The following is a 25550-nucleotide window of genomic DNA, read 5'->3' on the forward strand; positions in this document are numbered from 1 at the left end:
CCAGCTGATCGGAACCGCCCCTAAATGCCCCGTTCGACCACCAAACGCCTCGAAGTCCGCCTCGCCACGACGCGCGACGTGCCCGGCATCATCGATCTCGTCGAGCGCGCTTACGACCGCATCTCGGGCTACAGCCGCGGTCAGGTTCGCGGGCAGATCAACCACTTCCCCGAAGGCCAGTTCGTCGCGCTCTACGACGGCAAGATCGTCGGCTATTGCGCGTCGATGCGGCTCGACGAGGACGTCGCCTTCGCACCGCACGACTGGGAAGAGATCACCGCCAACGGCTTCGGCTCGCGCCACGATCCGACCGGCGCGTGGCTCTATGGCTACGAGATGTGCGTCGACCCCAAGGTCCGCGGCGTGCGCATCGGGCAGCGGCTCTACGATTCGCGCAAGGCGCTGGCCGAACGCCTCGAGCTGAAAGGCATCGTCATCGGCGGCCGGATGCCCGGCTATCAGCGCAATCGCCGCAAGGTGGATGGCCCCGCCGGCTATCTGGAAGCGATCGCAACGCGCAAGCTGCGCGATCCCGTCGTCAGCTTCCAGTTGCGCAACGGGTTCGAGATCAAGGGCGTCTTCGAGAATTACCTGCCCGAGGACAAGCGCTCGGCGGGCAATGCCGCGCTGCTCGTCTGGCGCAACCCTTATGTGCCCGACGATGCCGACAAACGCTATTCGCTGCCACGCGACGTCGAGAGCGTGCGCCTCGCCACCGTCCAGCTCCAGGCGCGTGCCGTTACCGATTTCGAGGACTTTCTCGGCAACATCGAGTATTTCGTTGATGTCGCGGCCGATTATCGTTCCGATTTCGTCGTTTTTCCGGAGCTGTTCACCCTCCCCCTGCTCTCGTTCGAGAAGCGCGAACTATCGCCGATGGATGCGATCGACGCGCTGACCGATCATACGCCGCGGCTGGTGAGCGAGCTCAGCCGGATGGCGCTCAAATACAATATCAACATCATCGGCGGATCGCATCCGACCCGCACCGACGACGGCGACATCCAGAATGTCGCCTATGTCTGCCTGCGCGACGGATCGGTCCATGCCCGCGAAAAGATCCATCCAACCCCGAACGAACGCTATTGGTGGAACATCAAGGGCGGCGACGAGGTAGACGTGATTCAGACCGATTGCGGGCCGGTCGGCATCCTGATCTGCTACGACAGCGAGTTTCCCGAGCTCGCGCGGCGTCTGGTCGACGAGGGCGCGCGCATCCTGTTCGTGCCGTTCTGCACCGACAACCGCCAGGGCTATCTGCGCGTGCGCTATTGCTGCCAGGCGCGCGCGATCGAGAATCAATGCTACGTCGTATTGTCCGGAAACGTCGGCAATCTGCCCAATGTCGACAATATGGACATCCAATATGCGCAGAGCTGCATCCTGACGCCGTGCGATTTTCCCTTCGCGCGCGACGGTATCGCGGCCGAAGCAAGCGAGAATGTCGAGACGCTGACGATCAGCGACGTCAATCTCGCCGATCTTACCTGGGCACGCACCGAAGGCACGGTGCGCAACCTCACCGATCGCCGCTTCGACCTCTATCGCATCGATTTCGAGCAGCACACGCCGCACAATGCGCCGCGCCGGACCCCCGCCGAGGGGCCGCACGGGCCCGGCGGGGGGTGAGGATCAAGCCGCGACACGCGGGGCCGCCTGGCGGACACCTTCGTCGACCGCTTCCTCGAACTGGGCGAAATTCTCGACGAACAGGTCGACCAGCGTCGCGGCCATCGCATCGTAAGCCTGCTTGTCGGCCCAGGTCGCGCGCGGATCGAGGATCGCCGGATCGACTCCCGGCACGGCCACCGGCACCTTGAACCCGAAATTGGCATCGGTGCGGAACGCGGCATCGTTCAGGCTGCCGTCGAGCGCGGCATTGAGCAGGGCGCGCGTCGCCTTGATCGGCATGCGGCTGCCGGTGCCGTATTTGCCGCCGGTCCACCCGGTGTTGACCAGCCAACAATCGACGCCGCCGCTGGCGATCCGCTGCTTGAGCAGATTGCCATAAACCGAGGGATGCCGCGGCATGAACGGCGCACCGAAACAGGTCGAGAAGGTCGCCTCGGGCTCGGTGACGCCGATCTCGGTGCCGGCGACCTTGGCGGTGTAGCCCGACAGGAAATGGTACATCGCCTGATCGGGCGTCAGCTTGGCGATCGGCGGCAGCACGCCGAACGCATCGGCAGTGAGCATCACCACGTTGCGCGGCACCGGCCCCATGTTCTCGGCCGAGGCATTGGGGATGAAATCGATCGGATAAGCGCCGCGGCTGTTTTCGGCGAGGCTGTTGTCGTCGAGATCGAGCATGCGCGTCTCGTCATCCAGCACGACATTTTCGAGCACCGTACCAAACCGCTTGGTGGTGGCGTAGATTTCCGGCTCGGCTTCGGCCGACAGGCGGATCATCTTGGCGTAGCAGCCACCCTCGAAATTGAACACGGCGGTATCCGACCAGCCATGCTCGTCATCGCCGATCAGCGTGCGCGCGGGATCGGCGGACAGCGTCGTCTTGCCGGTGCCGGATAAGCCGAAGAATACCGCCGTGTCGCCTTGCGGGCCGATGTTGGCTGAACAGTGCATCGGCATCACGCCGGTCGGCGGCAACAGGTAATTGAGCACGCCGAACACCGATTTCTTCATCTCGCCGGCGTAGCGTGTGCCGCCGATCAGGATCAGCTTTTCGGTGAAGCTGATCGCGATCACCGTCTCGCTGCGGCAACCATGGCGCGCGGGATCGGCGCGAAAACTCGGCAGGTCGATGATCGTGTAATCGGGCGTGAATGCCGACAGATCGGCCTCTTCCGGCCGGACCAGCATCGTGCGGATGAACAAGCTGTGCCAGGCGAGTTCGTTGACGACCCGCACACGGACGCGATGGGCGGGCTGCGACCCGCCGTAGAGATCCTGGACGAAAAGATCGTCCTTGTCGGTCAGCTCAGCGAGGAAATCGGCCTTGAGCGCGGCAAAATGTGCCGGCGCCATCGGCTGATTGGTCTTGCCCCACCACACCGTCCGTTCGGTCTCGGCATCGCGAACGGTGAACTTGTCCTGCGCCGAGCGGCCGGTGTGCCGCCCCGTTTCGACGACCAGCGGCCCATCGGCGGCCAGCCGCCCCTCGCCCCGCGCGACCGCCGCTTCGACAAGCGGTGCAGACCGCACGTTCCAGTGAATTCTTGCAGACGTAAAAATGCCCTGGGCGCCAAGGCCCGTGGCCGGTACGCGATCCGACACCATCACTCTCCCCAGTCATTACATCGCCGCGATCTGTCGCCGCGTGCCGATGCGATTGCCTTTAACCGGCTTATCCCCGGCTCCTTGCCGCGTCAAACCCTGCTCCCCGGCTTCGTCATTCGTTAACGCTTTGGGGGTATGCGCCGGCAGTGGTGGGAGAATAGGCGATGACAAAGGCGCTTGCGCGGCTGTGCCTCAGGCTTGCCGCAAACCGCAGCGGTGCAACGGCGATAGAATACGGCCTTATCGTCGCGTTAATCGTCATTGCCATGATCGCATCGCTACAAGGTCTAGCTAACGTGACGACCAAGATTTGGAATAATGTCTCTACCCAGGTGAGCACGTCGCATTAATCGTCGGCCATTTAAACTTTCTCAACTTCTTCCGCTTACACGAGTCGACGCTGGTCCGGTTCCATCCGGTTCAGCCGGGTGACTGAAGCATTAGAATTATTGGAGACCGGAAATGCAGAAGATTCGTCATTTCATTCGCAACAACAAGGCCGCGACCGCCATCGAATATGGCCTGATCGCTGCGCTGATCGCGGTCGCCGCGATCGCTGCGATGCAGGGCCTCGGCAACTCGCTGAAGAAGACCTTCAACAACGTGTCGGACACGATGAGCGCCAAGGTCAGCTGATCGACCGACAATCGGTAAGAGGGGGCGGTGGAACTTCAGTTCCGCCGCCCTTTTTCTTTTGTGCCTAAAGCCGCCCGATCGCGAGGAACTTGTCGCGGCGCTGACGGCGCAGCGCATCACGATCGAGCCCCGACAACGCATCGAGCGCTTCGTGCATCGCCTCGCCCAGCGCGGCCGCCGCCGCAGCGGGATCACGGTGCGCGCCGCCCAGCGGCTCGGGCACGATCGCGTCGATCACGCCGAGCTTGTAGAGGTCCTGCGCGGTGACTTTCATCGCTTCCGCCGCATCGGCGGCCTTGTCGGCTGTGCGCCACAGGATCGACGCGCAGCCTTCGGGCGAGATCACCGAATAGACCGCGTGCTCGAACATCAGCACCTTGTTGCCCGTGGCGAGCGCGATCGCGCCGCCCGAGCCGCCTTCGCCGACAATCGCCGCGACCAGCGGCACGCCCAGGGCGAGACACGCTTCAGTCGAGCGCGCGATCGCCTCGGCCTGCCCGCGTTCCTCGGCCTGCACGCCGGGAAACGCGCCCGACGTATCGACCAGCGTCAGCACCGGCAGCCCGAAACGGTCGGCAAGCTCCATCAGCCGGATCGCCTTGCGATAGCCTTCGGGCTTGCCCATGCCGAAATTGTGCTTGAGCCGGCTAGCGGTATCGTCACCCTTTTCGTGGCCGATCACCATCACCTTGCGGCCCCGGAACCGCGCCAGTCCGCCAAGGATCGCCTGATCGTCGGCAAAGGCGCGATCGCCGGCAAGCGGCATGAAATCATCGAACAACGACGCGACGAGATGCTTGAAATGCGGCCGCGCCGGATGGCGCGCGACCTGCGTCTTCTGCCACGGCGTCAGCCTGGCGTAAGTGTCGCGAACCAGCCGGTCCGATTTGGCTTGCAACCGCGCGACTTCCGCGTCGATGTCGACGGAGCCGTCGGCGGCCGTTTCGCGCAATTCGTCGATCCGGTTCTGCAACTCGGCGACAGGTTTCTCGAAATCCAGAAAACTAGGCATCAGGCGGCCTCGGTTAGGGCCGCTTGGCGTTTACGTCAACGAGCGGGTGGCGCTGGTTGACCAGCTCGACCAAGCGGCGGCTTTCGACATGGGTATAGATTTCGGTCGTCGCGATGTCGGCGTGGCCGAGCATCGATTGCAGCGCGCGCAGATCCGCGCCGCCCTCCAGCAGATGCGTGGCGAAGGCGTGGCGCAGCACGTGCGGGCTGACGCGATCGGGCGGAATCCCGGCATCTGCGGCCAGCGCCTTGAGGATCTGATAGAGCCGGATGCGCGAAAGATGGCCCTTGCCGGACGGGAACAACCATTGCCGATCCGGGGCGACGTGCGCGCGCCATGCGGCAACCGCCGCACGGGCACGATCGGAGATCGGCACCAGCCGCTCGCGCCCTCCCTTGCCCTTCAGGATGATGAACGGGCGATCGGGCGCCACGGCGTTTCGCGGCAGCGATACCAATTCGCTGGCGCGCAATCCCGAACCGTAGAGCAGTTCCACCAGCGCGGCGAGCCGGAGGTCATTGGGATCGGTCGGCACGCGCGCGATCCGCTCGGCGATACCGGCAAACAGGCGATCGACATCGGCGCGGCTGAGCGTTTTGGGCAGCGCGCGGGCGGTGCCGGGGCGCGGCAGCGCGGCGCCGGGATCGTCGGCGCGCAATCCTTCATCGGCGAGAAACGCGAAGAATCGCCGCAACGCCGCCGATTTGCGGGCCACGCTGGCCCGCGACAACGCGCGCCATTCGTCACCGAGCCGCCCCAGCGCCGCATCATCCGCCGTCGCAAGCGCGCCGCCGAGAAACGTCGACGCGAGCCTGAGGTCGCTGCCATAAGCCGCGATCGTATTCGCCGCGGCGCCGCTTTCGGCCGCAAGCATTTCGAGAAAGCGATCGATCAGCGCGGCGTCGCCGCCGGTCAAGCGCGCGCCACCGCTTCGGCAGCGATCATCCGCGCTTCGCCGCTCAGCCCCACGGCATTGAGCGCGGCGACAATGCGATAGAGCGCCTGGGGCGGCACGCCGTCCCACCCCGGCGTCTGCATGCCTACAGCCGCAAGCAGGACGACCATCCCCGGCTGTCGCGCCTCCACTGCCCGGGTCAACGCCCGCGTCCAGGCGTTTTCCGTGCCGATCGATACACCGACCGCCTTGGCCGCGCGTTCACTGTCGCTCGGCGAAAGACGCCCCAGCCCGGCAAGCCCGGCGGCCAGCATCCGCGAGCGGATCTTGCCCGGGCTGTCGTCATTGTCGCTGAACGCGTCGAACAGATGATAGGAAACTGGCCCCGCCGGTGCCGGATTGGCCACTGCGAGCAAACCGGCAGCGAGCGACCCCGAGGCGACGTGGTCTTCCCAGCGCATCGCGGCGCGATCGAACCCGGCCGACAGCATCGAGGCGATCAGTCGGTCGGCATGAGCGACCTTGTCCGCCGGGGTGATCCGCGCAGCAGCCACCGCCGTCATCACCTCGCGGGCATAGCGCCCCTGCTCGGTGTCGGGCGCGTTCCACAGCTTGTCGAGCGCGGCGAGGCGGCCTGATTGATCGGCATCGTCATAGGCCGAACGCAGATCGCGCGCGACGCCGTCCTCCGTCGTGCCGCCGTTATCGCCGGCATCGATATCGCCATAGAGATCGATCAACGCCGCCGACGACAAGACGCCACGCGCCGCGGCGCGATCGGCGAACACGGCGCGCGCCCGCGCGTCCAGCATCGGCGACAAGGCCTGCCAATAAGCGACCTGATTGCCGACCGTCTTCATCAGATCGGCAGGGATCTCGACGCCCGTCGCGGTGGCGAGCCCGTAACGCCAGGCGTTGAGCTGGGTCACCCCGGTCCATTCGATCGTGACCGATTGATCGCCGCGCATCCCGGCGCCCATCACCTTTTCGGCGAGGTGCAAATCGATGCCGGTCGCGACCCGGTGCCGGCGCGCGTCCTTCATCAGCGCATCGGCCTGCTGCGGATAGCCCGCAAGCCCCGCACAGATAGGCTTGGCCATCACCCAGGCCGGTTCATCAGGCGCGAACCGATCCGCGACGCCGGTCAACGAGCACCATTGCCCCGGATCGCCATTGGCCAGCGCCGTCTGCATGGCGACCTGCAACAGCTTGGGCGTATAATCCTGCCGGTCGACCTGCTGGACGATTGCCCGCGCGACGGTCGATTCGCCCATCCGCAACAGCAGCCAGGCGCGCTCGGCAGCGAAATCGGCTCCGTTGACATGGGCCGGCGATGCCAGCGGCGAGGCCAGCGCACGCCGCAGGAAGATGTGCATCCAGCGCGACGCCAGCGGCGCATCGAGCCGCCGCATCAGTCCCTCGACGAACCGCCCATCGGCATTGCCGAACGCGTCGGCGGGCAACGTGCCGCGCCCGTTGCCTACGCCAATCCGATCGAGCGACCGCCGCGCGAACGGCGGCAATTCGTACTTGCCCGGCATCTCGGCATAGGTCGGCACCGGGGTCTCGGTCGGCGTGGGCGTCGGGCTCGGGCCAGGCGTCGCCTGATCGCCGGGAAGGATCGACAGATTGAGCGGATTGGTCGGCGCCGACGCCTGCCCGCTCGCACTCGCTGCCGGGGCCGGTGCCGGCCGCGCGGCGGATGGCGCCGGGCTGGGTGCAGGCGCGGGTGCCGGCGCCGATTGGCCGAAGCCCGGCGGCAGCAGCGATTCGGGTTTGTCCTGCTGCTGCCCGAGCGCCGGGATACCGACGCCGACGAGCACCAGCGCGATCGCGCCGAGCGCGACCTTATTGCGGGGTGGCTGCATTCTGCAGGTTCGCCAGCGGGACGGTCTTTTCGATCTGGTGGGTCGGCCGCTGCGCGTCGCGCCCGGCGAGCCAGAACAGCCCGCCGACAACCACGACGATGACGAGGATCAACACAACCAGCGAACGAGACATGCAGCTACCTATAAAAGAATCTTGTGATCGGCCAAGTGCGCGGCCTTTTGCCCGAAGCCGACCCTCGCTGTATAGCCCCCGCCGCGATGTTGCAAAGACGTGACCCCCATTCCCGCTGGAGCGGCAAGCCGATCGTGCTGGTCGGGCTGATGGGCGTCGGCAAATCGACCGTCGGGCGCCGGCTGGCGCAACGGCTGGGCCTGTCGTTCGTCGATGCGGATAACGAGATCGAGGCCGCTGCCGGCATGTCGATCGCCGACATCTTCGATACCTATGGCGAACCCTATTTTCGCGACGGCGAGCGGCGCGTAATTGCCCGGTTGCTCGACGGACGGCCCAAGGTGATCGCCACTGGCGGCGGCGCCTTCATCAACGACGAGACTCGGGCGCTGATCCTGCAAACCGCCATTGCCATATGGCTCGACGCGCCGCTCGACGTGCTGGTCGATCGTGTCGCCCGGCGCGATCACCGGCCGCTGCTGCGCAATCGCGATCCGGCGACGGTGCTTGCCGAACTCGCCGCCACGCGCAACCCGATCTATGCCGAAGCCCCGATCCGCGTGCCGAGCGATCATAATCCGCACGACGTGACGGTAAAGGCCATACTGGAGGCACTCGACGCATGAACCGCATCCCCGTCGCGCTCGGCGACCGCAGCTACGACGTGGTGATCGAGGCGGGACTGCTCTCGCGCGCGGCCGACTATCTCGCGCCGCTCGCGCGCGGACGCACGACGGCGATCGTCACCGACGAGAATGTGCGCCGGCACCTTGCGACGGTGCAAACCGCGCTTTCCGCCGCCGGCGTCGAAAGCGAGGCGATCGTCCTGCCGCCGGGCGAATCGACCAAGAGCTGGGCGCAGCTCGAAGCCCTGACCGATCGGCTGCTTGCGCTGGGCGTGGAGCGCAACGATCACGTCATCGCGCTCGGCGGCGGCGTGATCGGTGATCTCGTCGGCTTCGCTTGCGCGATCCTGAAGCGCGGTTGCCGTTTCGTCCAAATGCCCACCACGTTGCTCGCTCAGGTCGATTCGTCGGTTGGCGGCAAGACGGCGATCAACGCGCGCGCCGGCAAGAACCTGATCGGCGCCTTCCACCAGCCCAGTCTGGTGTTGATCGATCCCGACACACTCGACACGCTGCCCGAGCGCCAGGTCCGCGCCGGCTATGCCGAGGTGGTGAAATACGGCCTGATCGACGACCCCGATTTCTTCACCTGGTGCGAGGAGAACGGCGTCCGCCTGCTCGCGGGCGATGCGCAAGCGCGGGCTTATGCGATCGCGCACTCGGTCGCCGCCAAGGCGCGGATCGTTGCCGAGGATGAGCGCGAGACGAGCGGCAAGCGCGCGCTGCTCAACCTCGGCCACACTTTCGGCCACGCGCTGGAAGCCGAAGCCGGTTTCTCGGACGAGCTGCTCCACGGGGAGGCCGTCGCCGCCGGCATGGCGCTGGCGTTCGCCTTCTCCGCGGACAAGGCTCTCGCGCCTGCTGAGGATGCAGCACGGGTGGCCCGCCACCTCGCCGGAAGCGGCTTGCCGGTAGACGCAAGCTCAGCGGGCATTACCGCGTCGGGACAAACCCTTACCGCGCACATGCTGCACGACAAGAAGATGGAGGCAGGCACCCTTCCCTTCCTCCTCGCGCGCGGCATCGGCCGAACCTATCTCGATCGCGAAGTCGATCTGGCGAGCGTCGCTGCGTTTCTCGATTCCACGCGCGGCGCGGCCTGAGGCGAGCGGAACTCGCTTCGGCATCGGAACGTTTGAGGCATCCAACCATAACCAGGGGACATTCGATGCTTCTGACGCTCGCCGGTATTCTCGTCATTCTATGGCTGCTCGGCTTTCTTGCCTTTCACGTCGCGGGCGGGCTCATCCACCTGCTGCTGGTCATCGCCGTCATCGTCATCATCGTTCACTTCATCCGCGGCCGATAGCCGACGACCGGGCCTGGGGCGGATCGCAATTGCTGCAGAGAAGAACTGCAAGCAGTCCGCCCTAGCCGCGCAGGCCGCTCCACGCGAGCCACAGCCAGCCGGCGATAAGCAGGACGCCACCGATCGGGGTTACCGCGCCGAGCCAGCGCGGGCAGCCGAACGCCATCAGGTAGAGCGTGCCACCGAATATGGCGCCGCCGGCAAGAAACAGCCACGCCGGGCCGCGTGCGCCAAGGTGCAGCGCAACCAGCGCGGCGATCGCGTGGATCAGTTGATAATGGCCGCCGGTCTTGAGCCATTCGGCTGCCTCGCCGCTCGCACCATGCGCGCCGAACGCGCCTGCGCCGACGGCGATCGCGCCTGACATCCCGGCCAGCGCGACGATCCAGTTCATCCGCATTCCCCCTTGGCGACCGGCCTGACGATCATCCTGTCGTCACCGGCGTGCATGTCGCCCGATTCGGCCTGACGCCGAAGCCGTTCGCCATCGCGATCGCGATAATCGGCCTCTCCATTGTTGATCGCTTCATCGTCGAGCCCGAGTTCTCCGAGCGCCAACCGCCCCATGCAGATCGCCGATTCGTAGACTTCGCGGACCACCGCCTTGTACGGCGCGCCGTCGAGCTTGATCATCGCGCGACGATCATAAGCGCGGATGAAGATCGTGGCGTCCGGAAAGGCATTGGCGATCGCGCGTACCGCGTCGGCGTCGAGCGGGTCGCCGTCCATGCAGAACAGCAGCAATTGCGCGTCTGCCGCCCCCGCCTGGCGCAGCAGATCAAGCCGCGTCCCGTCGCCATAATAGACTTTCGCGCCGAACGTACCGGCGACCTGGATCATCTCGACATCCTGATCGATCAGCGTCACCGAGACATTCTGGCCCATTAGCATCTGCGCCACCGTCTGCCCGAAGCGGCCATAACCGACCACCAGCGCGCTGGCGCCATCCTGGTTGGGCGTCTCCAGCCCGTCGGCACTTGGCGCGGCTTCCGCCCGCAATCGCCGCGTCGCCATCATCAGGAACGGCGTCGTCGCCATCGACAGCGTGACGACCGCGCCGAATAGGCTCGCGGCTTCGGGTGCGATCAGATAGGCGCGCTGCGCCTGCGCAAACAGGACAAAGCCGAACTCGCCACCCTGGCTGAGCAGCAGGCCGAGCGCGAGCGCACCACGCCAGTTCATCCGCGCGACCAAAGCCATGCCGCCGATGATTACCGCCTTGGCGACGATCAGCGCCGCGGCCATCGCGACGACGAACAGTGGCCGCTCGGCGATCGCATGAAGATCCAGCACCATGCCGATCGACAGGAAGAACAGCCCGAGCAGGATCGATCGGAACGGCTCGACATCGGCCTCAAGCTCGTGCCGATAGGGGCTGTCGGCGAGCATGACGCCGGCGATGAACGCCCCGAGCGCGGTCGACAGGCCGAGCGATTCCATCACAGCGGCGCTGGCGAGCACGGTGAACAGGCCGGCGAAAACGAACATCTCGCGCTCGCCGAGGTTGCCGATCAGCATGAACAACGGCCGGAGGATGAACCGCCCGGCGAGGATCAAACCGGTGATCGCGACGACGGTATAGACCGCCAGCAACCACCCCGGCGGCCCCATCTGGTCGGCCGGATTGCGCGACAGCGCGGCGACGATCGTGATCATCGGCACGATCGACAGATCCTGGAACAGCAGCACCGAGAAGGCGCGTTCACCGAACGGCGTGCGCATGCGCCCGGCCGATTGCAGCATCGGCAGCACCTGAGCGGTGGAGGACAGCGCCAGCGGCAGGCCCAGCGCGATCGCCGCGGCCAAAGTGAAGCCGGTGAACAGCCAGACGATCGCCGCCACCGCGAGCCCGCACAACACCACTTGCAGCAGGCCGAACCCGAAAATGTCGCGCTTCATCCGCCACAATCGGCTCGGCGACAATTCGAGTCCGACGAGGAACAGCAGCAGCGTGATCCCAAGCTCTGCGACGCCCATCTTGCTTTCGGCATCGCCGACCAGCCCGAGCACCTGTGGCCCGACGACCGCGCCCGCGACGAGATAGCCCAGCGTCGCGCCGAGGCCGAGCTTGCGGAAGAGGAGAACGAAGGCGAGGCCCGAGCCCAACAGCAGAAAGCCATCGCGCAGCAGGGAGGTGCCCTGCTCCATCAGCGGCGCGCCTCGGCCGCGGCCTGGGCGACCGCCTCGAACGCCAGCCTGATCGACGGATGGCGCGCGGTGACGCCGAGCGCCGGCGTAAAGAGGTCGAGCCCCGGCCATTCGGGGGGATCGTGCCGCTCCCCGGCAAGCCAGGTGGTCAGCTCGTCGCGCGCGGCGGCGAGTTCATCGGGCGATTTGCCGATGGCATGGCTGGCCATCAGCGCCGAGGATGCCTGGCCGAGCGCGCAGGCGCGCACCAGCAGGCCCAGTTCGGCAACCCGCCCGCTCGCATTGAGATTGACGTCGACCGTCACCCGGCTGCCGCAAATCGGCGACCGCTTTTCGGCCGATGCCATCGGCGCGGCGAGGCGTTCATGGTGCGGGATCGATACCGCGAGGCGAAGAATCTCGTCATTGTAGAGCGGCGCATCCATCGCCTGCATGTAGGACGTAGCGGCGATTCCGCCCACCCTGAATCAACCGCCCGTGTTTCCCGGCACCGGCGGCTGTTCGTAGCGATGCCCGAACACCGGTTCGCCATGCCGTCGGCGATCGACAAAATCGGCAACGCTGGCGCTGGTCACGTCGAGCAGCGGGTAAACGCGTGCCTCGGTCAACCATTGCGGGCGATCGCGCGGGCCGCCGTGCAGCGTATCGAGCACCAGCACCGCGAGCAGGAAAGCGAGGCTGGCGACGATCAGGCCCTTCAGCGCGCCGAAGCCGAATCCCAGCGCGCGATCGATCGGCCCGAGGATCGAGGTTCGCGTGCGTCGCCCGATCGCGTTGGCGACCAGGCGGCCGCCGAGATAGGTCGCCCCGGCAATCACGGCGAAGGCGAGCACCGCCGCCCCGGCATCGGTGCCGACATAGCCGGCCAGCGTGTGCGACAGCGTCGTGTGGAACATCTTGAGCATGAACACGACGAGGAACAGCGCGATCACCGACAGCACCTCGGTAACGAAGCCGCGCATCCAGCCGAGCACGGCGCTGCCGCCGACGAACAGCAGGACGATGATGTCGAGTGCGTTGAGGCCCATGACGAGCGGCTAGCCGCGCCCGAGCATATGATCAACCAGCGCGCCGAGCGTACGGAAGCCGGTGAGCCGCAACCCGCCATCGTCACGCGTCATCGCCGCGGGCACCAGCGCGCGCTCGAAGCCGAGCTTGCCGGCTTCCTTGAGCCGCAGCGCGCCGTGCGCGACCGGACGCACCTCGCCCGACAATGCGACCTCGCCGAACGCCACCGCGTCGGCCGGCACCGGACGTTCAGACAGCGCCGAGACCAGCGCCGCCGCCACCGCGAGATCGGCCGCGGGGTCCTGCACGCGGTAGCCGCCGGCGATGTTGAGATAGACCTCGGCCGACGAGAAGCTGAGCCCGCAGCGCGCTTCGAGCACCGCGAGGATCATCGCGAGGCGCCCCGAATCCCAGCCGACCACCGCCCGCCTGGGCGTCGCTCCGCTTGCCAGCCGGACCACCAGCGCCTGGATCTCGACCAGCACCGGGCGCGTGCCTTCCAGCGCCGGAAACACCGTCGCGCCGGTCACGCCCTCGTCGCGGTGCGTGAGGAACAGCGCCGATGGGTTCGCCACCTCGCTCAACCCGCCGGTTTCCATCGAGAAAACGCCGATCTCGTCGGTGCCGCCGAAGCGGTTCTTGATTGCGCGCAGGATGCGATATTGGTGGCTGCGCTCGCCCTCGAACGACAGCACGGTATCGACCATATGCTCGAGCACGCGCGGCCCCGCGATCGCGCCGTCCTTGGTGACATGGCCGACCAACACCAGCGCGGTGCCGCGCTCCTTGGCGAAGCGGATCAGTTCCTGCGCCGAGGCGCGCACCTGGCTGACCGTTCCGGGCGCGCCCTCGATCAGATCGGAGTGCATCGTCTGGATCGAATCGATGACGAGCAAGGCGGGCGGTCTGCCCTGCCCCAGCGTCGTCAGGATATCGCGCACCGACGTCGCCGCGGCGAGCCGCACCGGCGCGGCACCGAGCCCGAGCCGCCGCGCGCGCAGCCGGACCTGATCGGCCGCTTCCTCGCCCGAGACATAGGCTACCCCGCGCCCCGCCAGCGCGAGCCGCGCCGCCGCCTGGAGCAGCAGCGTCGACTTGCCGATCCCCGGATCGCCGCCGATCAGCGTCGCCGATCCCTCGACCAGCCCGCCGCCGAGCGCGCGATCGAGCTCGGCAATGCCCGTCGCCATCCGCTCGGGGAGCGCCACCTCGGCATCCAGCCCGACCAGCGACAGCGCGCGACCGCCACCTTGCAGATTGTGCTTGGCGGCAAACGGCGTGACGACCGCACCGGCTTCCTCGACCAGCGTGTTCCACTCGTTGCAATCGGCGCACTGCCCCGCCCAGCGATGGCTTACCGAGCCACACGATTGGCAGACGTAGCGCTTCTGGGGCTTGGCCATTCTCAGAGCCTAGCAGCTGCGGAACGAGAGGGGAACATCGAATCGCGATTCGGCCGCTGCCATAGTGTGTCGATCGCGCGGAAATTGACCAAGTTGACCATCCGCCGACCTTGAATCCGGCACGCGCGGCAACGATCGATGAAACCCGAGAAAGAGCGTGCGAAGGGCTCGGCACCGCGCATGCGACCGCTATGACAGCGATAGTCCAACATTGGTAGGTGCCGCTGCCTAATTGATGGAAATCAACACGATTCCAGCGGAACGCCGCAAGCAGTTGATGCGTATGTTCCGCCAATGTCCGCTCGTTCCCCGATCTTCCCCTGGCTCCACGCCGCGCAAGCCGATCTGCAGCAGAAATTGTTCGCACATGTGGGGGATCGCGCATTTCCGTGCGTTGGCGCCAAAGCGGCGTTGGCGCGCGGCAGCCTGAACGTGCTCGCCTGCGATCGCATCGACAGCGCATGGGACGATCTGCGGATACATGACGCGTTGCTTGATTTCGTCCAGACGTATCGAGCGGATCCCGGATTGTATCGCAGCTTCGCGGTGATCTTCGCGGATCCCGCCGATCTCGACGAGGCGGCGTTCGAGCGCGCGCTGTGGGCGCGCGTTCAATCCTTGTCGGACAAGGACGTCTGGCGCGGCCAGGACTACGATCCCCGGGTCAGCGCCGATCCGGACAATCCGCATTTCTCATTGAGCTTCGGCGGCGAGGCGTTTTTCATCGTCGGGCTGCATCCGCGCGCCAGCCGCCCCGCCCGCCAATTCGAGCGGCCAACCTTGGTGTTCAATCTGCACGACCAGTTCGAGCGGTTGCGCGCGGCCAGCAAATATGAAGGCATGCGTGAGAAGATAATGGTCCGCGACGAGGAACTGGCCGGATCGCGTAACCCGATGCTCGCGCGCCACGGAGAGGCAAGCGAAGCCCGCCAATATAGCGGCCGGCTGGTCGGCGACGACTGGCGGCCGCCCTTCGAATATCACGGAGAGCCATGAGCAAGACGCACCGTATACCCGAACGCAGCGGCGCCGCCTTTCGGCTGGACAAGGGTGAGACGTTGACGGTGATCGACCCCAAGGGCAAGCAGGTCGCCGATCTGCTGGCGTTCAATGCCAAGGATATCGACGAAGTGATCTCATCGGGCCGCACGCTCGATTATGCCGAGACGATCGCGCTCACCACTGGCCACAAGCTCTATTCCAATCGATCTAACGTGCTGCTGGAAATCGTCGGAGATACCGTCGGGCGGCACGATTTCCTGTTGACGCCGTGCTCGGTCGATACGTTTCGCCATTTCTATCCGGATCAGCCGGAACATCGCGGGTGTTTCGGCAACCTTGCCGAGGCGTTGGCGCCCTATGGCGTCACCCCGGACCGTATCCCGGTGGCGTTCAACTGCTTCATGAACGTGCCGATCGACGGCGAAACCGGCAAGCTGCGGGTGCTGCCTCCGATCAGCAAGGCGAACGACCGCATCGTCTTTCGGGCGGCGATGGACCTGGTGATCGGCCTGACCGCCTGCTCGGCATTGGACAGCAACGGCGGCAGCTTCAAGCCGATCGACTATCGGATCGACTGAGGCCGTCGGCCGTCGTCATTCTTTCGACGGAATCTTCAGCCCCCGCTGCACAGCCGGACGGGCCAGGCCGCGATCGAGCCAGGCCGCGACGTTCGCGAAGCTATCGAAGCCGACCAGGTCGCGCGCTTCGTAGAAGGTGATGAGGTTGCGGACCCAGCCGAGCATCGAGATATCGGCGATCGTGTAGTCATTGCCGAGGAACCAGCTCTTGCCCGCGAGCGCGTCGTCCACCACGCCCAACAGGCGCTTCGATTCATCGACGTAGCGTTGCAGCGGGCGCTTGTCCTCCCAGTCCTTGCCGGCGAATTTGTTGAAGAAGCCGAGTTGGCCAAACATCGGGCCGATACCACCCATCTGGAACATCACCCACTGGATCGCATGCCAGCGCCCGGCGGGGTCGGCGGGAATGAACGTGCCCGTCTTGTCCGCCAGATAGAGTAGGATCGCGCCGCTTTCGAACAGCGCCAGCGGCGCGCCGCCCGGCCCGTCGGGGTCGATCATCGCCGGGATCTTGCCATTGGGATTGAGGCTGAGAAACTCGGGCGATTTCTGATCGTCCTTCGCGAAATCGACGAGGTGGGCCTCATAGGGCAGGCCCGTTTCCTCGAGCATGATCGACGCTTTCACGCCATTGGGCGTGTTCAGCGAATAGAGCTGGATGCGGTCCAGATGAGCGGCCGGCCAGCGGCGGGTGATCGGGAAATCGTCGAGCGACGCCATATACGGTCTCCTTGAGCCGATCGAATCGGCTGTGTTTAAGGAGATAGGTGGAATTCGCCTCGACGCCACCGCCATTTCAACGGCGCCAGTTCCGAGTGGCGTTTCGCGAAAAGGGCGGCTATCGGCGCTCCATGAAGCCGAGCGATCTCCGCGTGGCGCTGTTCAGCGGCAACTATAATTATACCCGGGATGGCGCCAATCAGGCGCTCAACCTCCTCGTCGCGCACCTGCTCGACGCGGGGGTGTCGGTGCGCGTCTATTCGCCGACCTCGAAGCACCCGGCGTTTCCGCCGACAGGCGATCTCGTCTCGGTGCCGGCGATCCCTTTTCCCGGCGAGCGCGGCGAATACAAGATGGCGGTGGGGCTGCCGCGGCGGCTGCGGCGCGACCTGGAGGCGTTCGCGCCCGATATCGTTCATGTTTCCGCCCCCGATTTTCTCGGCCATGCCGCGTTGCGCTGGGCGAAGCGGCGCGGGATCGCCACGCTCGCCTCGTTGCACACGCGCTTCGAAACCTATCCGCGTTATTACCATCTGTCGGTAATCGAGCCGGCGATCGTCGCGCTGCTCAGGCGCTTCTACGGCCGCGTCGACAAGGTGATGGTGCCCGGCGAGAGCATGGCGGCGCTGCTGCGCGAATGGGGGGTGACGACGCCGACCGGCATCTGGTCGCGCGGCATGAACCACGATCGCTTCAAGCCCGAGCGGCGCGACCTCGCCTGGCGGCGCGGGATGGGCATCGCCGATGGCGACATCGCGCTCGGCTTCCTCGGCCGGCTGGTCAAGGAAAAGGGGCTCGACATCTTCGCCGAAGTATCGCGCGAGCTGGAACGCCGCGGGGTGCCGCACAAGGTGCTGGTGGTCGGCGAAGGGCCGGCGCGCGACTGGTTTGCCGAGCAGGTGCCCGCGGCGGTGTTCGCCGGCTTCCAGTCGGGCAACGATCTCGGCCGCGCGGTCGCGTCGATGGACGTGTTCTTCAACCCGAGCGTGACCGAGACGTTCGGCAACGTGACGCTGGAGGCGATGGCGGCTGGCGTCCCCGTGGTCGCGGCGCGGGCGACGGGCGCGATCGACCTCGTCGACGAAGGCGTCACCGGCTATCTGGTCCCGCCGCGCCAGATCCAGGCCTATGCCGACGCGATCGCGCGGATCGTTGCCGAGCCCTCGCTGCGCGATTCGCTCGGCGCGGCGGGGAACGCCAAGGCGGCCGGATACAATTGGGATACCGCCAACCAGGCGGTGCTCGACGCGTATCTGGAATTGTTGCGCTAGTCACCTGAATCTGACGTTCGCGTCATAAGTTTCGTCATGCTGAACTTGTTTCAGCATCCATGGCGCAACGCAAACCGGCGCGCTCGACGGTGATGGAGCGCCATGGACCCTGAAACGAGTTCGCCGGTGACGGTTCGATCTTGATGCAGCGAAGTTCGTTTTCACCGCACCAGAAGCAGCCGGCAGGACGTTTTGAGCTCAGGCGCGTTGCCAGTCGAACGGCAGCGGCGCCTCGCGGAAAGCGAAGCGATCGAGATGGCGCTGGACGACGCCTTCCAGCGCCTCGGCATGATCGGGGCCGCTGGCGTCGATCGTCACGGTCAGCGCGTCGTCGGCCGCATCGAGCCGTGCGACGCCATCGCTCGGCCAATTGGCGCCGCGGGCATCGCGCGGAAAGGTGATCCTGCCCTGCTCGGGCGTGAACTCGACAGCGAGATTGTGCTGCCAATGCTTGCACAATTGCTGCAGATATTTGCTGGCGTGAGCGGTCGGCACGCGGGCGGTGGTCGTGGTCATTCGATATCCTCGTTGCGTGGCTGCGGCGGCGATACCAAGTCGCCGCCGCAGCATTTCCAGTCTGGTCAGAGCCGCTCGACCTTCTTGGCGGTCTCGTCGATCAGGTCGACCAGCTTGCGCAGCGTCTCGTCGTCGAAATCGCCCGCCATATAGCGGTTGCGCAGCGCCATGCCGAGATTCATCATCGCCCGGCGGACGCCATGGCCCTGCGAACTGCGGCTCTTCTCGCCGAGCCGGGTGAGCCGGGCGATCAGCGCCTCGACCTCCTCGGCATGCTCCTCGAGATGGGCGCGGCCCTCGTCGGTGACGGCGTAGAGCTTTTTGGCGCCCTCCGCCTGCTGTTCGGCGATCAGGCCGGTGTCGTCGAGCAGCGTCAGCGTCGGGTAGATCATTCCCGGGCTCGGCGTGTAGCCGCCACCGGTGATCTCCTCGATCTCGCGGATCAGATCATAGCCGTGGCGCGGCTGATCGGCGATCAGCTTCAGCAGCACGAGCCGGAGCTCGCTGCCGTCGAACATGCGCCGGCCGCGACCGCCGCCGCGTCCGCCCATGGCACCGCCGAAGCCTTCCCAACCCCACTCGCCGCCGAACCCGCGACCGGGGCCGGCATGGCGACCGTGATGGCCGTGATGCCCGCGCGGATGCCCGCCGCACTCTCCTCGCATTGCAAACATAAAGTCACTCCTGTGTTTTCGATTGCGTCAAGATATATCTTGATCGCATTCTGACAAGCCCCTTGATGCAATTTTTTCAGCTCGCCTTATGTTCCGCGAACGATGGCCGACCTGTTTGCCGATTTCGATCCACCGGCCGCCGACGCCGATGCGCCGGGCGATGATGCGCCGCTTGCCGATCGCCTGCGCCCGCAGCGGCTGGAGGATGTCGTCGGGCAGGAACACCTCACCGGCCCCGACGGCGCGATCGGCCGCATGGTCGCGGCGGGCAAGCTGTCGTCGATGATCCTGTGGGGGCCGCCCGGCACCGGCAAGACGACGATCGCGCGCCTGCTGGCGGATGCCGTCGGCCTGCACTTCGTGTCGATCTCGGCGGTGTTCTCGGGCGTTGCGGACCTCAAGAAGGCGTTCGCCGACGCGCGCGAACACGCCCGGATCGGCAAGCGCACGTTGCTGTTCGTCGACGAGATCCACCGCTTCAATCGCGCGCAGCAGGACGGCTTCCTGCCCTATGTCGAGAACGGCACCGTCACGCTGGTCGGCGCGACGACCGAGAACCCCTCGTTCGAATTGAACGCCGCGCTGCTCAGCCGAGCGCAGGTGTTGATCCTGCAACGGCTCGATCGCGGCGCGCTGGAGCAATTGCTCGACCGCGCCGAGGCGGTCGAGGACCGTCCCTTGCCGCTGACCCGCGAAGCGCGCGACGCGCTGGTGGCGAGCGCCGATGGCGATGGTCGCTTCCTGCTCAATCAGGCCGAGACCTTGTTCTCGGTCGCTCTCGACGACCCGCTCGATCCCGCCGGGCTGTCGGCGTTCCTGCAGCGCCGCGTCGCGGTCTACGACAAGGATCGCGAGGGGCATTACAACCTGATCTCCGCGCTGCACAAGGCAATGCGCGGCTCCGACCCGCAAGCCTCGCTTTATTACCTCGCGCGGATGCTGACGGCGGGCGAGGAGCCGCTCTACGTGTTGCGCCGCATCACCCGCTTCGCCAGCGAGGATATCGGCCTCGCCGATCCCCATGCGCTGGTGCAATGCCTCGCCGCCAAGGATGCCTATGAGTTCCTCGGTTCGCCCGAGGGCGAGCTCGCGATCGTCCAGGCGTGCCTCTATTGCGCGACCGCGCCGAAATCGAACGCCGCCTACAAGGCCGCTGGCGCCGCCTGGCGGAGCGCGAAGGAAACCGGCTCGCTGATGCCGCCGCAGAACATCCTCAACGCGCCGACCCGGCTGATGAAGGAAATCGGCTACGGCAAGGGCTATGCCTATGACCACGACACCGACGACGGCTTTTCCGGCGCGAACTACTGGCCAGAGGAGATGAGCGCGCAGACGTTCTACACCCCTACCGGCCGGGGCTTCGAGAAGCGGGTGGCGGAGCGCATGGCGTGGTGGCAAGAGCTGCGGGCACGACAGGGAGGCGAGGCATGACGATCCGATTGCTGCAAGGCCTGGCGATTCTGTCGCTGGTGCTGATGGTTGTTGCGGTTTTCGTGCGCGGCGGTTTCCCGGCGGTCGGGCTATTGCCGTTCCTGCTGGCGGCACTGGTGTTCCATGTTCTGGCGCGTATTCTGATCCTGCTCGAAGAGATACGCGATCGACGCAGCGGAGCAGCCGATGACCTTCGATGACGCGATCGCTTATGCGCTGACGCTGCCCGATACGGTGCGTTCGACCCATTATGGCGGCCCCGCGGTCAAGGTCGCGAGCAACGGCCGCGCGTTCCTGTCGGCCGGACACGAGCCGCAGGAGGCGTTCTGCCTCTCGATCGATCGCGATACGATCGAGATGCTCAAGGAAACCGATCCCGACAGCTTCTTCCAGACGCCGCATTATATCGGCTGGGATGCGGTGCTGGTCCGCTACGACAGCCCCGATCCCGAGCGTGTCCGCGCGACGATCGCCCGCGCGCGCGATTGCGCCGCGGCAAAGAAGCCGGCGCGATCGCGCAAATGAGCCGCTTCGCCCATTTCGTGGCGATCGACTGGTCCGGCGCAATAGGCCCCCGACAGAAAGGCATAGCGGTGGCGATCGCTGCCATCGGGGACGCCGCGCCACAACTCGTTCGCCCCGGCCATATCTGGTCGCGTGGCGACGTGCTTGCCTGGTTGCGCGAGGACATGCCGCCCGACGCCATCGTCGGCCTCGACCTCGGGCTGTCGTTTCCGTTCGTCGATGCCGGCGCCTTCTTTCCGGCGTGGGAGGCGAGCCCGGCGGACGCCCGCAGCCTGTGGTCGCTGGTCGATCGGTTGTGCGATGACGACGCCCATCTCGCGGCGTCGCGTTTCGTCGATCATCCGATCGCCGCGCGTCATTTCCGCCGTCCCGGCGGCCGCACCGGCGATCTGTTCGGGATCGGCCGCGGTCGCCTGCGCATCACCGAGCATGCCCAGCGCGACCAGGGGCTCAATCCCTACAGCAATTTCAACCTCGTCGGCGCCGCGCAGGTCGGCAAGTCGTCGCTGACCGGCATGCGCGTGCTCAACCGGCTGGCGGGCACGATCCCGGTCTGGCCGTTCGATCCACTGCCTGCCGCCGGCCCGGTGATCGTCGAAATCTACACGAGCCTCGCCGCGCTCGCCGCCGGGCGCCGCAAGGGGCGGACCAAGATGATGTCGGTCGATGCGCTCAACACCGCCCTCACCCACCCCGCGATCGCCAGTGCGCCGACCCTCGGCGCCGGCGCGATCGACGACCATAGCGCCGACGCGCTCCTCACCGCTGCCTGGCTGCGCCGCAATGCCGATCGCGCCGCGCTTTGGCGCCCGGCGGCGCTCACCCCGAGGATCGCCGCAACAGAGGGCTGGACCTTCGGCGTCGTCTGACGCATGGGGAGGATCGCTGGTGGGGCAGCCGGCCGACGCCGCGCCCGCACCGATATGCCGGTTTAGCTCAGTTGGTAGAGCAGCGGTTTTGTAAACCGAAGGTCGCGGGTTCGAATCCTGCAACCGGCACCGCTGATCATTGATCGTGTTGTGGTGCGAGAAGAAGGACACCGGGCGGCGACCGTCTCCCACTTGCGACACCTACAAGCAAACGCCCGGAAGCCTTCGGCTACAAAGACGTGTAGCGGTAGCCATGGACCGTCATCAACAGCGCTTCGTTGGGTGCCAAGCCGGCCCATTGGCCGGCCCAAAACGAAAATTGGCTGTTGGATGGATTCGCCGCCCACATCTCCATCCACGGCTTTAGCCGATGCGAGACGAAGAACGGCATCGTCTGGCGATCCCATTCTTGGATCATCTGCCCGTTCAGGAACATCTGGATGACGCCGGCATATTCGTCGACCTTGATCTCGAACCGCATCCGCCGCCCTGAAAAATCCTCGCCGGCGAACAGTCGCACCGTCTGCTTGTGCTCGACGCCGTCCGGATAGGCGTGGATCGAAACGTCCAGTCCCTTGCGACCGGCGAATTCGAAATCGATCTCGTCCTTACTACCTGAGTTATAGAGCCATAGCGGCGCGACGATCAGGCCGTCCTTCAGCTGCGGCAGTGTGACGTCGGTTTCCCACAGGCCGCTGTTATAAGCAGGCGTGCCATTGACCGCTTGCAATTGGGGGGCGCCGTTCGCGTCCAGCGTGAAATAGGTGTCCCCTCCATTCGGCTGCTGGATATGGTTGTAACGCCAGGGGATCGGGCTGAACGCGTTGTCCCAGTTGGATGCGGTCCATTTCGCGTTCCAGTTCCACAACGCCATATCGGTGAGATCGAGCGGCGGCAGCGTGCCGACCGTCTGCGAAAGCGCCGGGGAAACGTCGCTGACGGCGACCGCGGCGGATTTCGCGGGGGCTTTCGGCAAGGCCGATGACGTCGTGTCTCCCGTCACCGGCGCGGTAACGACAGTTAGAGGGTTGTCGGACCGGACTGCTCTCCCGTTCTTAGGATGAGCCTCCATGGTCACGGCGAAAGCGGTCGTGGCGATAGCTGTGACGGCCGTGATGATCGCGCGCACCATGCGATCTCCTGAACAGGATGGAAAAATCTTCTCCTGCGATAATCTCGGGTCTCTGGAGGACCAGCGGGCTATCGCGCTAAATTGCCGCGACAACAAGGTGAACCTGCGAACAAATGGTAAATTTTTTATTAAGATTTGGTCCACTGCGTAAGAATCATCCGTGCGGCGGGGCGGCAGACCCGACCGGCTATCCCGCCTCACTCGAACCGAAAGCTACCCGAGCATCCCGACTATAGCCGTCGCAGGGATCGTAACCGAAGGTCGCGAACTCAAATCCTGCAACCGGCACCATTAACTTTTGAAGTTATTGCAGATTTGGCAGAATTCTGCGGCAAAATGGTTTTGCCGGGATCCCGCAGCGGCCATTGAGCGTCAGCGGAAAATATCCGGATAGCTGCCAATTTTATTCCGCGATGCGAATATCGCATCCGAGCCGGCGTGCTTGATCGAGGCTTTCTTCCGGGGCTCCAGCATCTGTTACAAGCATGTTCACCTCTTCGATGCCCATGATACGGTGCAAGCAGGTACGGCCGAACTTGCTGCTGTCGGTCACCGCGATGACCTCACGCGCGACGCGGGCCATCTTGCGGTTGAGCGCCGCCTCGCCCTCGAAATGCGTCGTGATGCCGCGTTGCAGGTCGATGCCGTCGACGCCGAGGAACAGCCGGTCGACCTGCAGGCTGTCGAGCGCCGCCTCGGTCTGGCCGCCGTAAAAGGCCATGTTCTTGCGCCGAAGCCGCCCGCCCAGCAGCACGATCTCGATATTGTCGCGGCGCATCAGCTGGTTGAGGATGCCGGCATCGTTGGTCAGCACGACGATGTCGCCCTTTTCGGGCAGGAAGCGCGCGATCTGCGCGGTGGTGGTGCCTGAATCGAGGATGATCGCGTCACCGGGCCTCACCATCGAGGCGGCGAGCCGGCCGATGCGTTCCTTTTCTGACATGTGCAGCCCACGCTTGGCATCGACCGGATCCTCGTCGACCACGCCGATCACGCCCGCCGCGACGGCGCCGCCATAACAGCGCACCGAAACGCCACGCTCTTCGAGGAAGGCGAGGTCTTTCCTGATCGTTTGCGTCGAAACCCCGAACCGATCCGAAAGCGCCAGCACCTGGACGCTCCCCTGATCGCTGAGCATGCCGATGATTTCCTGACGACGCCTACTTGTATCCCGCATCATGCCTCCAGCGGTCGATCTAGCGGCAAAATGCACACCACTCCATGCGTTTTTGTTTCGATGTGGTGCGGGCCGGCGCCGAGGGGCGGCGCTCATCTGTTCGTCGGCAGCTTCGTCGATCACCATTGGCCAAATCCCTCGTTGCAACGAAACATCATATAACGCAATATATCGCACAAACACTAGTCGGTTATAAGTTTCGTTATGTATCAAATTGGGGATCGACATGCAGCACAAACGGATTTCCGCTTTTCTCTCGGGCCTCGCGCTAATCTCCTTTGCGGCGAGCGCGGCGAGCGCTCAGGACAGCTATAGCGAGGCCGATTTCGTCCGGGTCGCCAAGTTCGACGCGCATGTCCACGATAATGTCGATCGCGACGCGTTTTTGGATATTGCGCGCAAGGACAATTTCGAGTTGTTGTCGATCAACGTCGATTATCCCGACTTCCCGCCGCTCGCGCTCCAAGCCGAGGCGGCCTTGCGTCATCACGGCGAGGATCCACAGCGCTTCCACTTTGCCACCACCTTCTCGATGAAGGGCTTCGGTGAGCCGGGCTGGACCGAACGTACCAATGCCGCGATCGATACCGCCGTCGCCAGGGGCGCGGTGGCGGTGAAGGTGTGGAAGAACATCGGCATGACGGTGCTGGACAAGAACGGCAAGCACATCTTCCTCGATGATCCGCGCTTCGATGGGGTGATGGCGCATATCCAGAAGCTCGGCATTCCGCTGATCGCGCATCAGGGCGAGCCGCTCAATTGCTGGCTGCCGCTCGATCAGATGACGACCGACAACGACCGCAGCTATTTCAAGGACCATCCCCAATATTACATGTACCTCCATCCGGAGGAGCCGAGCTACGAGATGCTGATGGCGGCGCGCGATCGCTTCGTCGCCTTTCACCCCAAATTGTCGTTCGTCGGCGCGCACATGGCGAGCCTCGAATGGAGCGTCGACCGGCTGGCGACCTTCCTCGATCGCTTCCCCAACGCCAATGTCGACATCGCCGCCCGGATCACGCAGGTCCAATACCAGTCCGACCACGATTACCAGAAGGTCCGTGACTTCTTCATCAAGTACCAGGATCGGCTAATGTACGGCACCGACATCGCCGACAATCCGCCCGATCCGTCTGCAAAGGCAGAGAATCCGCCTGTCAGCAACACGAATTTCGAAGCTGACGTCGATCGCACCTGGAGATCGGACTGGCGTTATCTGGCGACGCCCTTGACCCAGCACGTCGATGACCTGAAGGCCGATGTCAAAGGGCTCGCCTTACCCCGCGCGGTGATCGACAAGCTCTATTACAAGAATGCCCACCGGATCTATCTGAAGGGCAAATAAGGCTTCCTGCTGTCGTCACCCTGGCTTTGCCGGGT

At 65.3% G+C, this 25550-nt stretch carries 29 protein-coding genes and 1 tRNA gene; 15 read left to right on the plus strand and 15 right to left on the minus strand.

Annotation, left to right across the window (positions count from 1 at the left end):
- The first annotated feature begins 24 nt into the window (after nucleotides 1-24).
- Complete coding sequence (locus K7G81_RS07285; protein WP_223030059.1) at nucleotides 25-1629, plus strand: bifunctional GNAT family N-acetyltransferase/carbon-nitrogen hydrolase family protein; 1605 nt, start codon at nucleotides 25-27, stop codon at nucleotides 1627-1629.
- Nucleotides 1630-1632: 3 nt separating this feature from the next.
- On the opposite strand, the gene K7G81_RS07290 is transcribed toward K7G81_RS07285, so the two are convergent.
- Nucleotides 1633-3237, minus strand: coding sequence for a phosphoenolpyruvate carboxykinase (locus tag K7G81_RS07290; RefSeq protein WP_223030060.1), 1605 nt, complete (start codon nucleotides 3235-3237; stop codon nucleotides 1633-1635).
- Nucleotides 3238-3401: 164 nt separating this feature from the next.
- On the opposite strand from K7G81_RS07290, the gene K7G81_RS07295 reads away from it, so the two are divergent.
- Entirely contained in the window at nucleotides 3402-3587 is a 186-nt protein-coding gene (locus K7G81_RS07295; protein ID WP_223030061.1) for a Flp family type IVb pilin, read from the plus strand.
- A 112-nt stretch (nucleotides 3588-3699) separates the two neighbouring features.
- Nucleotides 3700-3873, plus strand: a complete 174-nt coding sequence (locus tag K7G81_RS07300) for a Flp family type IVb pilin (protein WP_223030062.1) — start codon at nucleotides 3700-3702, stop codon at nucleotides 3871-3873.
- Nucleotides 3874-3937: 64 nt separating this feature from the next.
- On the opposite strand, the gene K7G81_RS07305 is transcribed toward K7G81_RS07300, so the two are convergent.
- From K7G81_RS07305 to K7G81_RS07320, 4 genes are read right to left on the minus strand one after another with little or no spacing between them, the layout of a single operon-like run.
- Entirely contained in the window at nucleotides 3938-4885 is a 948-nt protein-coding gene (locus K7G81_RS07305; RefSeq protein WP_223030063.1) for an acetyl-CoA carboxylase carboxyltransferase subunit alpha, read from the minus strand.
- Nucleotides 4886-4898: 13 nt separating this feature from the next.
- Nucleotides 4899-5801 carry a tyrosine recombinase gene (locus K7G81_RS07310; protein ID WP_223030064.1) on the minus strand — a complete coding sequence of 301 codons (903 nt, stop codon included), beginning with the start codon at nucleotides 5799-5801 and terminating at the stop codon, nucleotides 4899-4901.
- The gene (locus K7G81_RS07315; RefSeq protein WP_223030065.1) at nucleotides 5798-7648 is read right to left on the minus strand and encodes a hypothetical protein; all 1851 of its coding nucleotides are present in this window, start codon (nucleotides 7646-7648) and stop codon (nucleotides 5798-5800) included. The genes K7G81_RS07310 and K7G81_RS07315 overlap by 4 nt, the downstream gene beginning before the upstream one ends.
- Nucleotides 7629-7781 (minus strand): hypothetical protein, encoded by a 153-nt coding sequence (locus tag K7G81_RS07320; RefSeq protein ID WP_223030066.1) that lies wholly within the window; start codon nucleotides 7779-7781, stop codon nucleotides 7629-7631. The genes K7G81_RS07315 and K7G81_RS07320 overlap by 20 nt, the downstream gene beginning before the upstream one ends.
- An 86-nt stretch (nucleotides 7782-7867) precedes the next feature.
- Between K7G81_RS07320 and K7G81_RS07325 the strand changes: the two genes are divergently transcribed.
- The 3 genes from K7G81_RS07325 (at nucleotide 7868) to K7G81_RS07335 (ending at nucleotide 9716) form a co-directional block, all read left to right on the plus strand.
- Nucleotides 7868-8407, plus strand: a complete 540-nt coding sequence (locus tag K7G81_RS07325) for a shikimate kinase (protein ID WP_223030067.1) — start codon at nucleotides 7868-7870, stop codon at nucleotides 8405-8407.
- Complete coding sequence (gene aroB, locus K7G81_RS07330; protein WP_223030068.1) at nucleotides 8404-9510, plus strand: 3-dehydroquinate synthase; 1107 nt, start codon at nucleotides 8404-8406, stop codon at nucleotides 9508-9510. Before K7G81_RS07325 ends, aroB begins: the two co-directional genes overlap by 4 nt.
- Before the next feature lie 65 nt (nucleotides 9511-9575).
- Complete coding sequence (locus K7G81_RS07335; RefSeq protein WP_223030069.1) at nucleotides 9576-9716, plus strand: lmo0937 family membrane protein; 141 nt, start codon at nucleotides 9576-9578, stop codon at nucleotides 9714-9716.
- 61 nt (nucleotides 9717-9777) lie between these two features.
- Here K7G81_RS07335 and K7G81_RS07340 read toward each other — a convergent pair whose 3' ends face one another.
- From K7G81_RS07340 to radA, 5 genes are read right to left on the minus strand one after another with little or no spacing between them, the layout of a single operon-like run.
- Complete coding sequence (locus tag K7G81_RS07340) at nucleotides 9778-10110, minus strand: DUF423 domain-containing protein (RefSeq protein ID WP_223030070.1); 333 nt, start codon at nucleotides 10108-10110, stop codon at nucleotides 9778-9780.
- A complete protein-coding gene (locus K7G81_RS07345) occupies nucleotides 10107-11864 on the minus strand; it encodes a cation:proton antiporter domain-containing protein (protein WP_223030071.1) in 1758 nt (585 codons plus the stop codon). The genes K7G81_RS07340 and K7G81_RS07345 overlap by 4 nt, the downstream gene beginning before the upstream one ends.
- A complete protein-coding gene (locus K7G81_RS07350; protein WP_223030168.1) occupies nucleotides 11864-12289 on the minus strand; it encodes an iron-sulfur cluster assembly scaffold protein in 426 nt (141 codons plus the stop codon). The genes K7G81_RS07345 and K7G81_RS07350 overlap by 1 nt, the downstream gene beginning before the upstream one ends.
- Before the next feature lie 42 nt (nucleotides 12290-12331).
- The gene (locus tag K7G81_RS07355) at nucleotides 12332-12892 is read right to left on the minus strand and encodes a CvpA family protein (RefSeq protein WP_223030072.1); all 561 of its coding nucleotides are present in this window, start codon (nucleotides 12890-12892) and stop codon (nucleotides 12332-12334) included.
- Between the two features lie 9 nt (nucleotides 12893-12901).
- Nucleotides 12902-14275: a DNA repair protein RadA gene (gene radA, locus K7G81_RS07360; RefSeq protein WP_223030073.1), complete on the minus strand. Its 1374-nt coding sequence runs from the start codon at nucleotides 14273-14275 to the stop codon at nucleotides 12902-12904.
- Nucleotides 14276-14569: 294 nt separating this feature from the next.
- On the opposite strand from radA, the gene gntA reads away from it, so the two are divergent.
- Both gntA and K7G81_RS07370 read left to right on the plus strand, forming a co-directional pair.
- The gene (gene gntA, locus K7G81_RS07365) at nucleotides 14570-15271 is read left to right on the plus strand and encodes a guanitoxin biosynthesis heme-dependent pre-guanitoxin N-hydroxylase GntA (RefSeq protein ID WP_223030074.1); all 702 of its coding nucleotides are present in this window, start codon (nucleotides 14570-14572) and stop codon (nucleotides 15269-15271) included.
- Entirely contained in the window at nucleotides 15268-15855 is a 588-nt protein-coding gene (locus K7G81_RS07370; protein WP_223030075.1) for a DUF1989 domain-containing protein, read from the plus strand. The genes gntA and K7G81_RS07370 overlap by 4 nt, the downstream gene beginning before the upstream one ends.
- A gap of 15 nt (nucleotides 15856-15870) precedes the next feature.
- Here the strand turns inward: K7G81_RS07370 and K7G81_RS07375 are convergent, their stop codons facing one another.
- The gene (locus K7G81_RS07375; protein ID WP_223030076.1) at nucleotides 15871-16575 is read right to left on the minus strand and encodes a glutathione S-transferase family protein; all 705 of its coding nucleotides are present in this window, start codon (nucleotides 16573-16575) and stop codon (nucleotides 15871-15873) included.
- A 131-nt stretch (nucleotides 16576-16706) separates the two neighbouring features.
- Here K7G81_RS07375 and K7G81_RS07380 point away from each other — a divergent pair, with 131 nt between their 5' ends.
- Nucleotides 16707-17846 (plus strand): glycosyltransferase family 4 protein, encoded by a 1140-nt coding sequence (locus K7G81_RS07380; protein ID WP_223030077.1) that lies wholly within the window; start codon nucleotides 16707-16709, stop codon nucleotides 17844-17846.
- Between the two features lie 198 nt (nucleotides 17847-18044).
- On the opposite strand, the gene K7G81_RS07385 is transcribed toward K7G81_RS07380, so the two are convergent.
- Both K7G81_RS07385 and K7G81_RS07390 read right to left on the minus strand, forming a co-directional pair.
- Complete coding sequence (locus K7G81_RS07385; protein ID WP_223030078.1) at nucleotides 18045-18362, minus strand: DUF2218 domain-containing protein; 318 nt, start codon at nucleotides 18360-18362, stop codon at nucleotides 18045-18047.
- Nucleotides 18363-18427: 65 nt separating this feature from the next.
- Complete coding sequence (locus K7G81_RS07390) at nucleotides 18428-19036, minus strand: PadR family transcriptional regulator (protein ID WP_223030079.1); 609 nt, start codon at nucleotides 19034-19036, stop codon at nucleotides 18428-18430.
- A 102-nt stretch (nucleotides 19037-19138) separates the two neighbouring features.
- Here K7G81_RS07390 and K7G81_RS07395 point away from each other — a divergent pair, with 102 nt between their 5' ends.
- From K7G81_RS07395 to K7G81_RS07415, 5 genes are all read left to right on the plus strand, one after another.
- On the plus strand, nucleotides 19139-20467 hold the full coding sequence (locus K7G81_RS07395) for a replication-associated recombination protein A (protein WP_223030080.1): 1329 nt from the start codon (nucleotides 19139-19141) through the stop codon (nucleotides 20465-20467).
- Nucleotides 20464-20667, plus strand: coding sequence for a hypothetical protein (locus tag K7G81_RS07400; protein WP_223030081.1), 204 nt, complete (start codon nucleotides 20464-20466; stop codon nucleotides 20665-20667). The genes K7G81_RS07395 and K7G81_RS07400 overlap by 4 nt, the downstream gene beginning before the upstream one ends.
- The gene (locus K7G81_RS07405) at nucleotides 20654-20992 is read left to right on the plus strand and encodes a hypothetical protein (protein ID WP_223030082.1); all 339 of its coding nucleotides are present in this window, start codon (nucleotides 20654-20656) and stop codon (nucleotides 20990-20992) included. Before K7G81_RS07400 ends, K7G81_RS07405 begins: the two co-directional genes overlap by 14 nt.
- The gene (locus K7G81_RS07410) at nucleotides 20989-21861 is read left to right on the plus strand and encodes a hypothetical protein (RefSeq protein WP_223030083.1); all 873 of its coding nucleotides are present in this window, start codon (nucleotides 20989-20991) and stop codon (nucleotides 21859-21861) included. Before K7G81_RS07405 ends, K7G81_RS07410 begins: the two co-directional genes overlap by 4 nt.
- A 56-nt stretch (nucleotides 21862-21917) precedes the next feature.
- Nucleotides 21918-21990, plus strand: a tRNA-Thr gene (locus tag K7G81_RS07415).
- A gap of 100 nt (nucleotides 21991-22090) precedes the next feature.
- Here K7G81_RS07415 and K7G81_RS07420 read toward each other — a convergent pair.
- Together K7G81_RS07420 and agaR are read right to left on the minus strand one after the other, a co-directional pair.
- Nucleotides 22091-22993, minus strand: coding sequence for a family 16 glycosylhydrolase (locus K7G81_RS07420; protein ID WP_223030084.1), 903 nt, complete (start codon nucleotides 22991-22993; stop codon nucleotides 22091-22093).
- A 403-nt stretch (nucleotides 22994-23396) separates the two neighbouring features.
- Nucleotides 23397-24398, minus strand: coding sequence for a transcriptional repressor AgaR (agaR, locus tag K7G81_RS07425; RefSeq protein WP_255586713.1), 1002 nt, complete (start codon nucleotides 24396-24398; stop codon nucleotides 23397-23399).
- Here agaR and K7G81_RS07430 point away from each other — a divergent pair.
- Nucleotides 24397-25515, plus strand: coding sequence for an amidohydrolase family protein (locus K7G81_RS07430; protein ID WP_223030085.1), 1119 nt, complete (start codon nucleotides 24397-24399; stop codon nucleotides 25513-25515). The two genes, agaR and K7G81_RS07430, sit on opposite strands and share 2 nt — an antisense overlap.
- The last annotated feature ends 35 nt before the right edge of the window (nucleotides 25516-25550 follow it).

This window comes from Hephaestia mangrovi (genome assembly GCF_019880555.1).
Taxonomy (GTDB): Bacteria; Pseudomonadota; Alphaproteobacteria; order Sphingomonadales; family Sphingomonadaceae; genus Sphingomonas; species Sphingomonas mangrovi.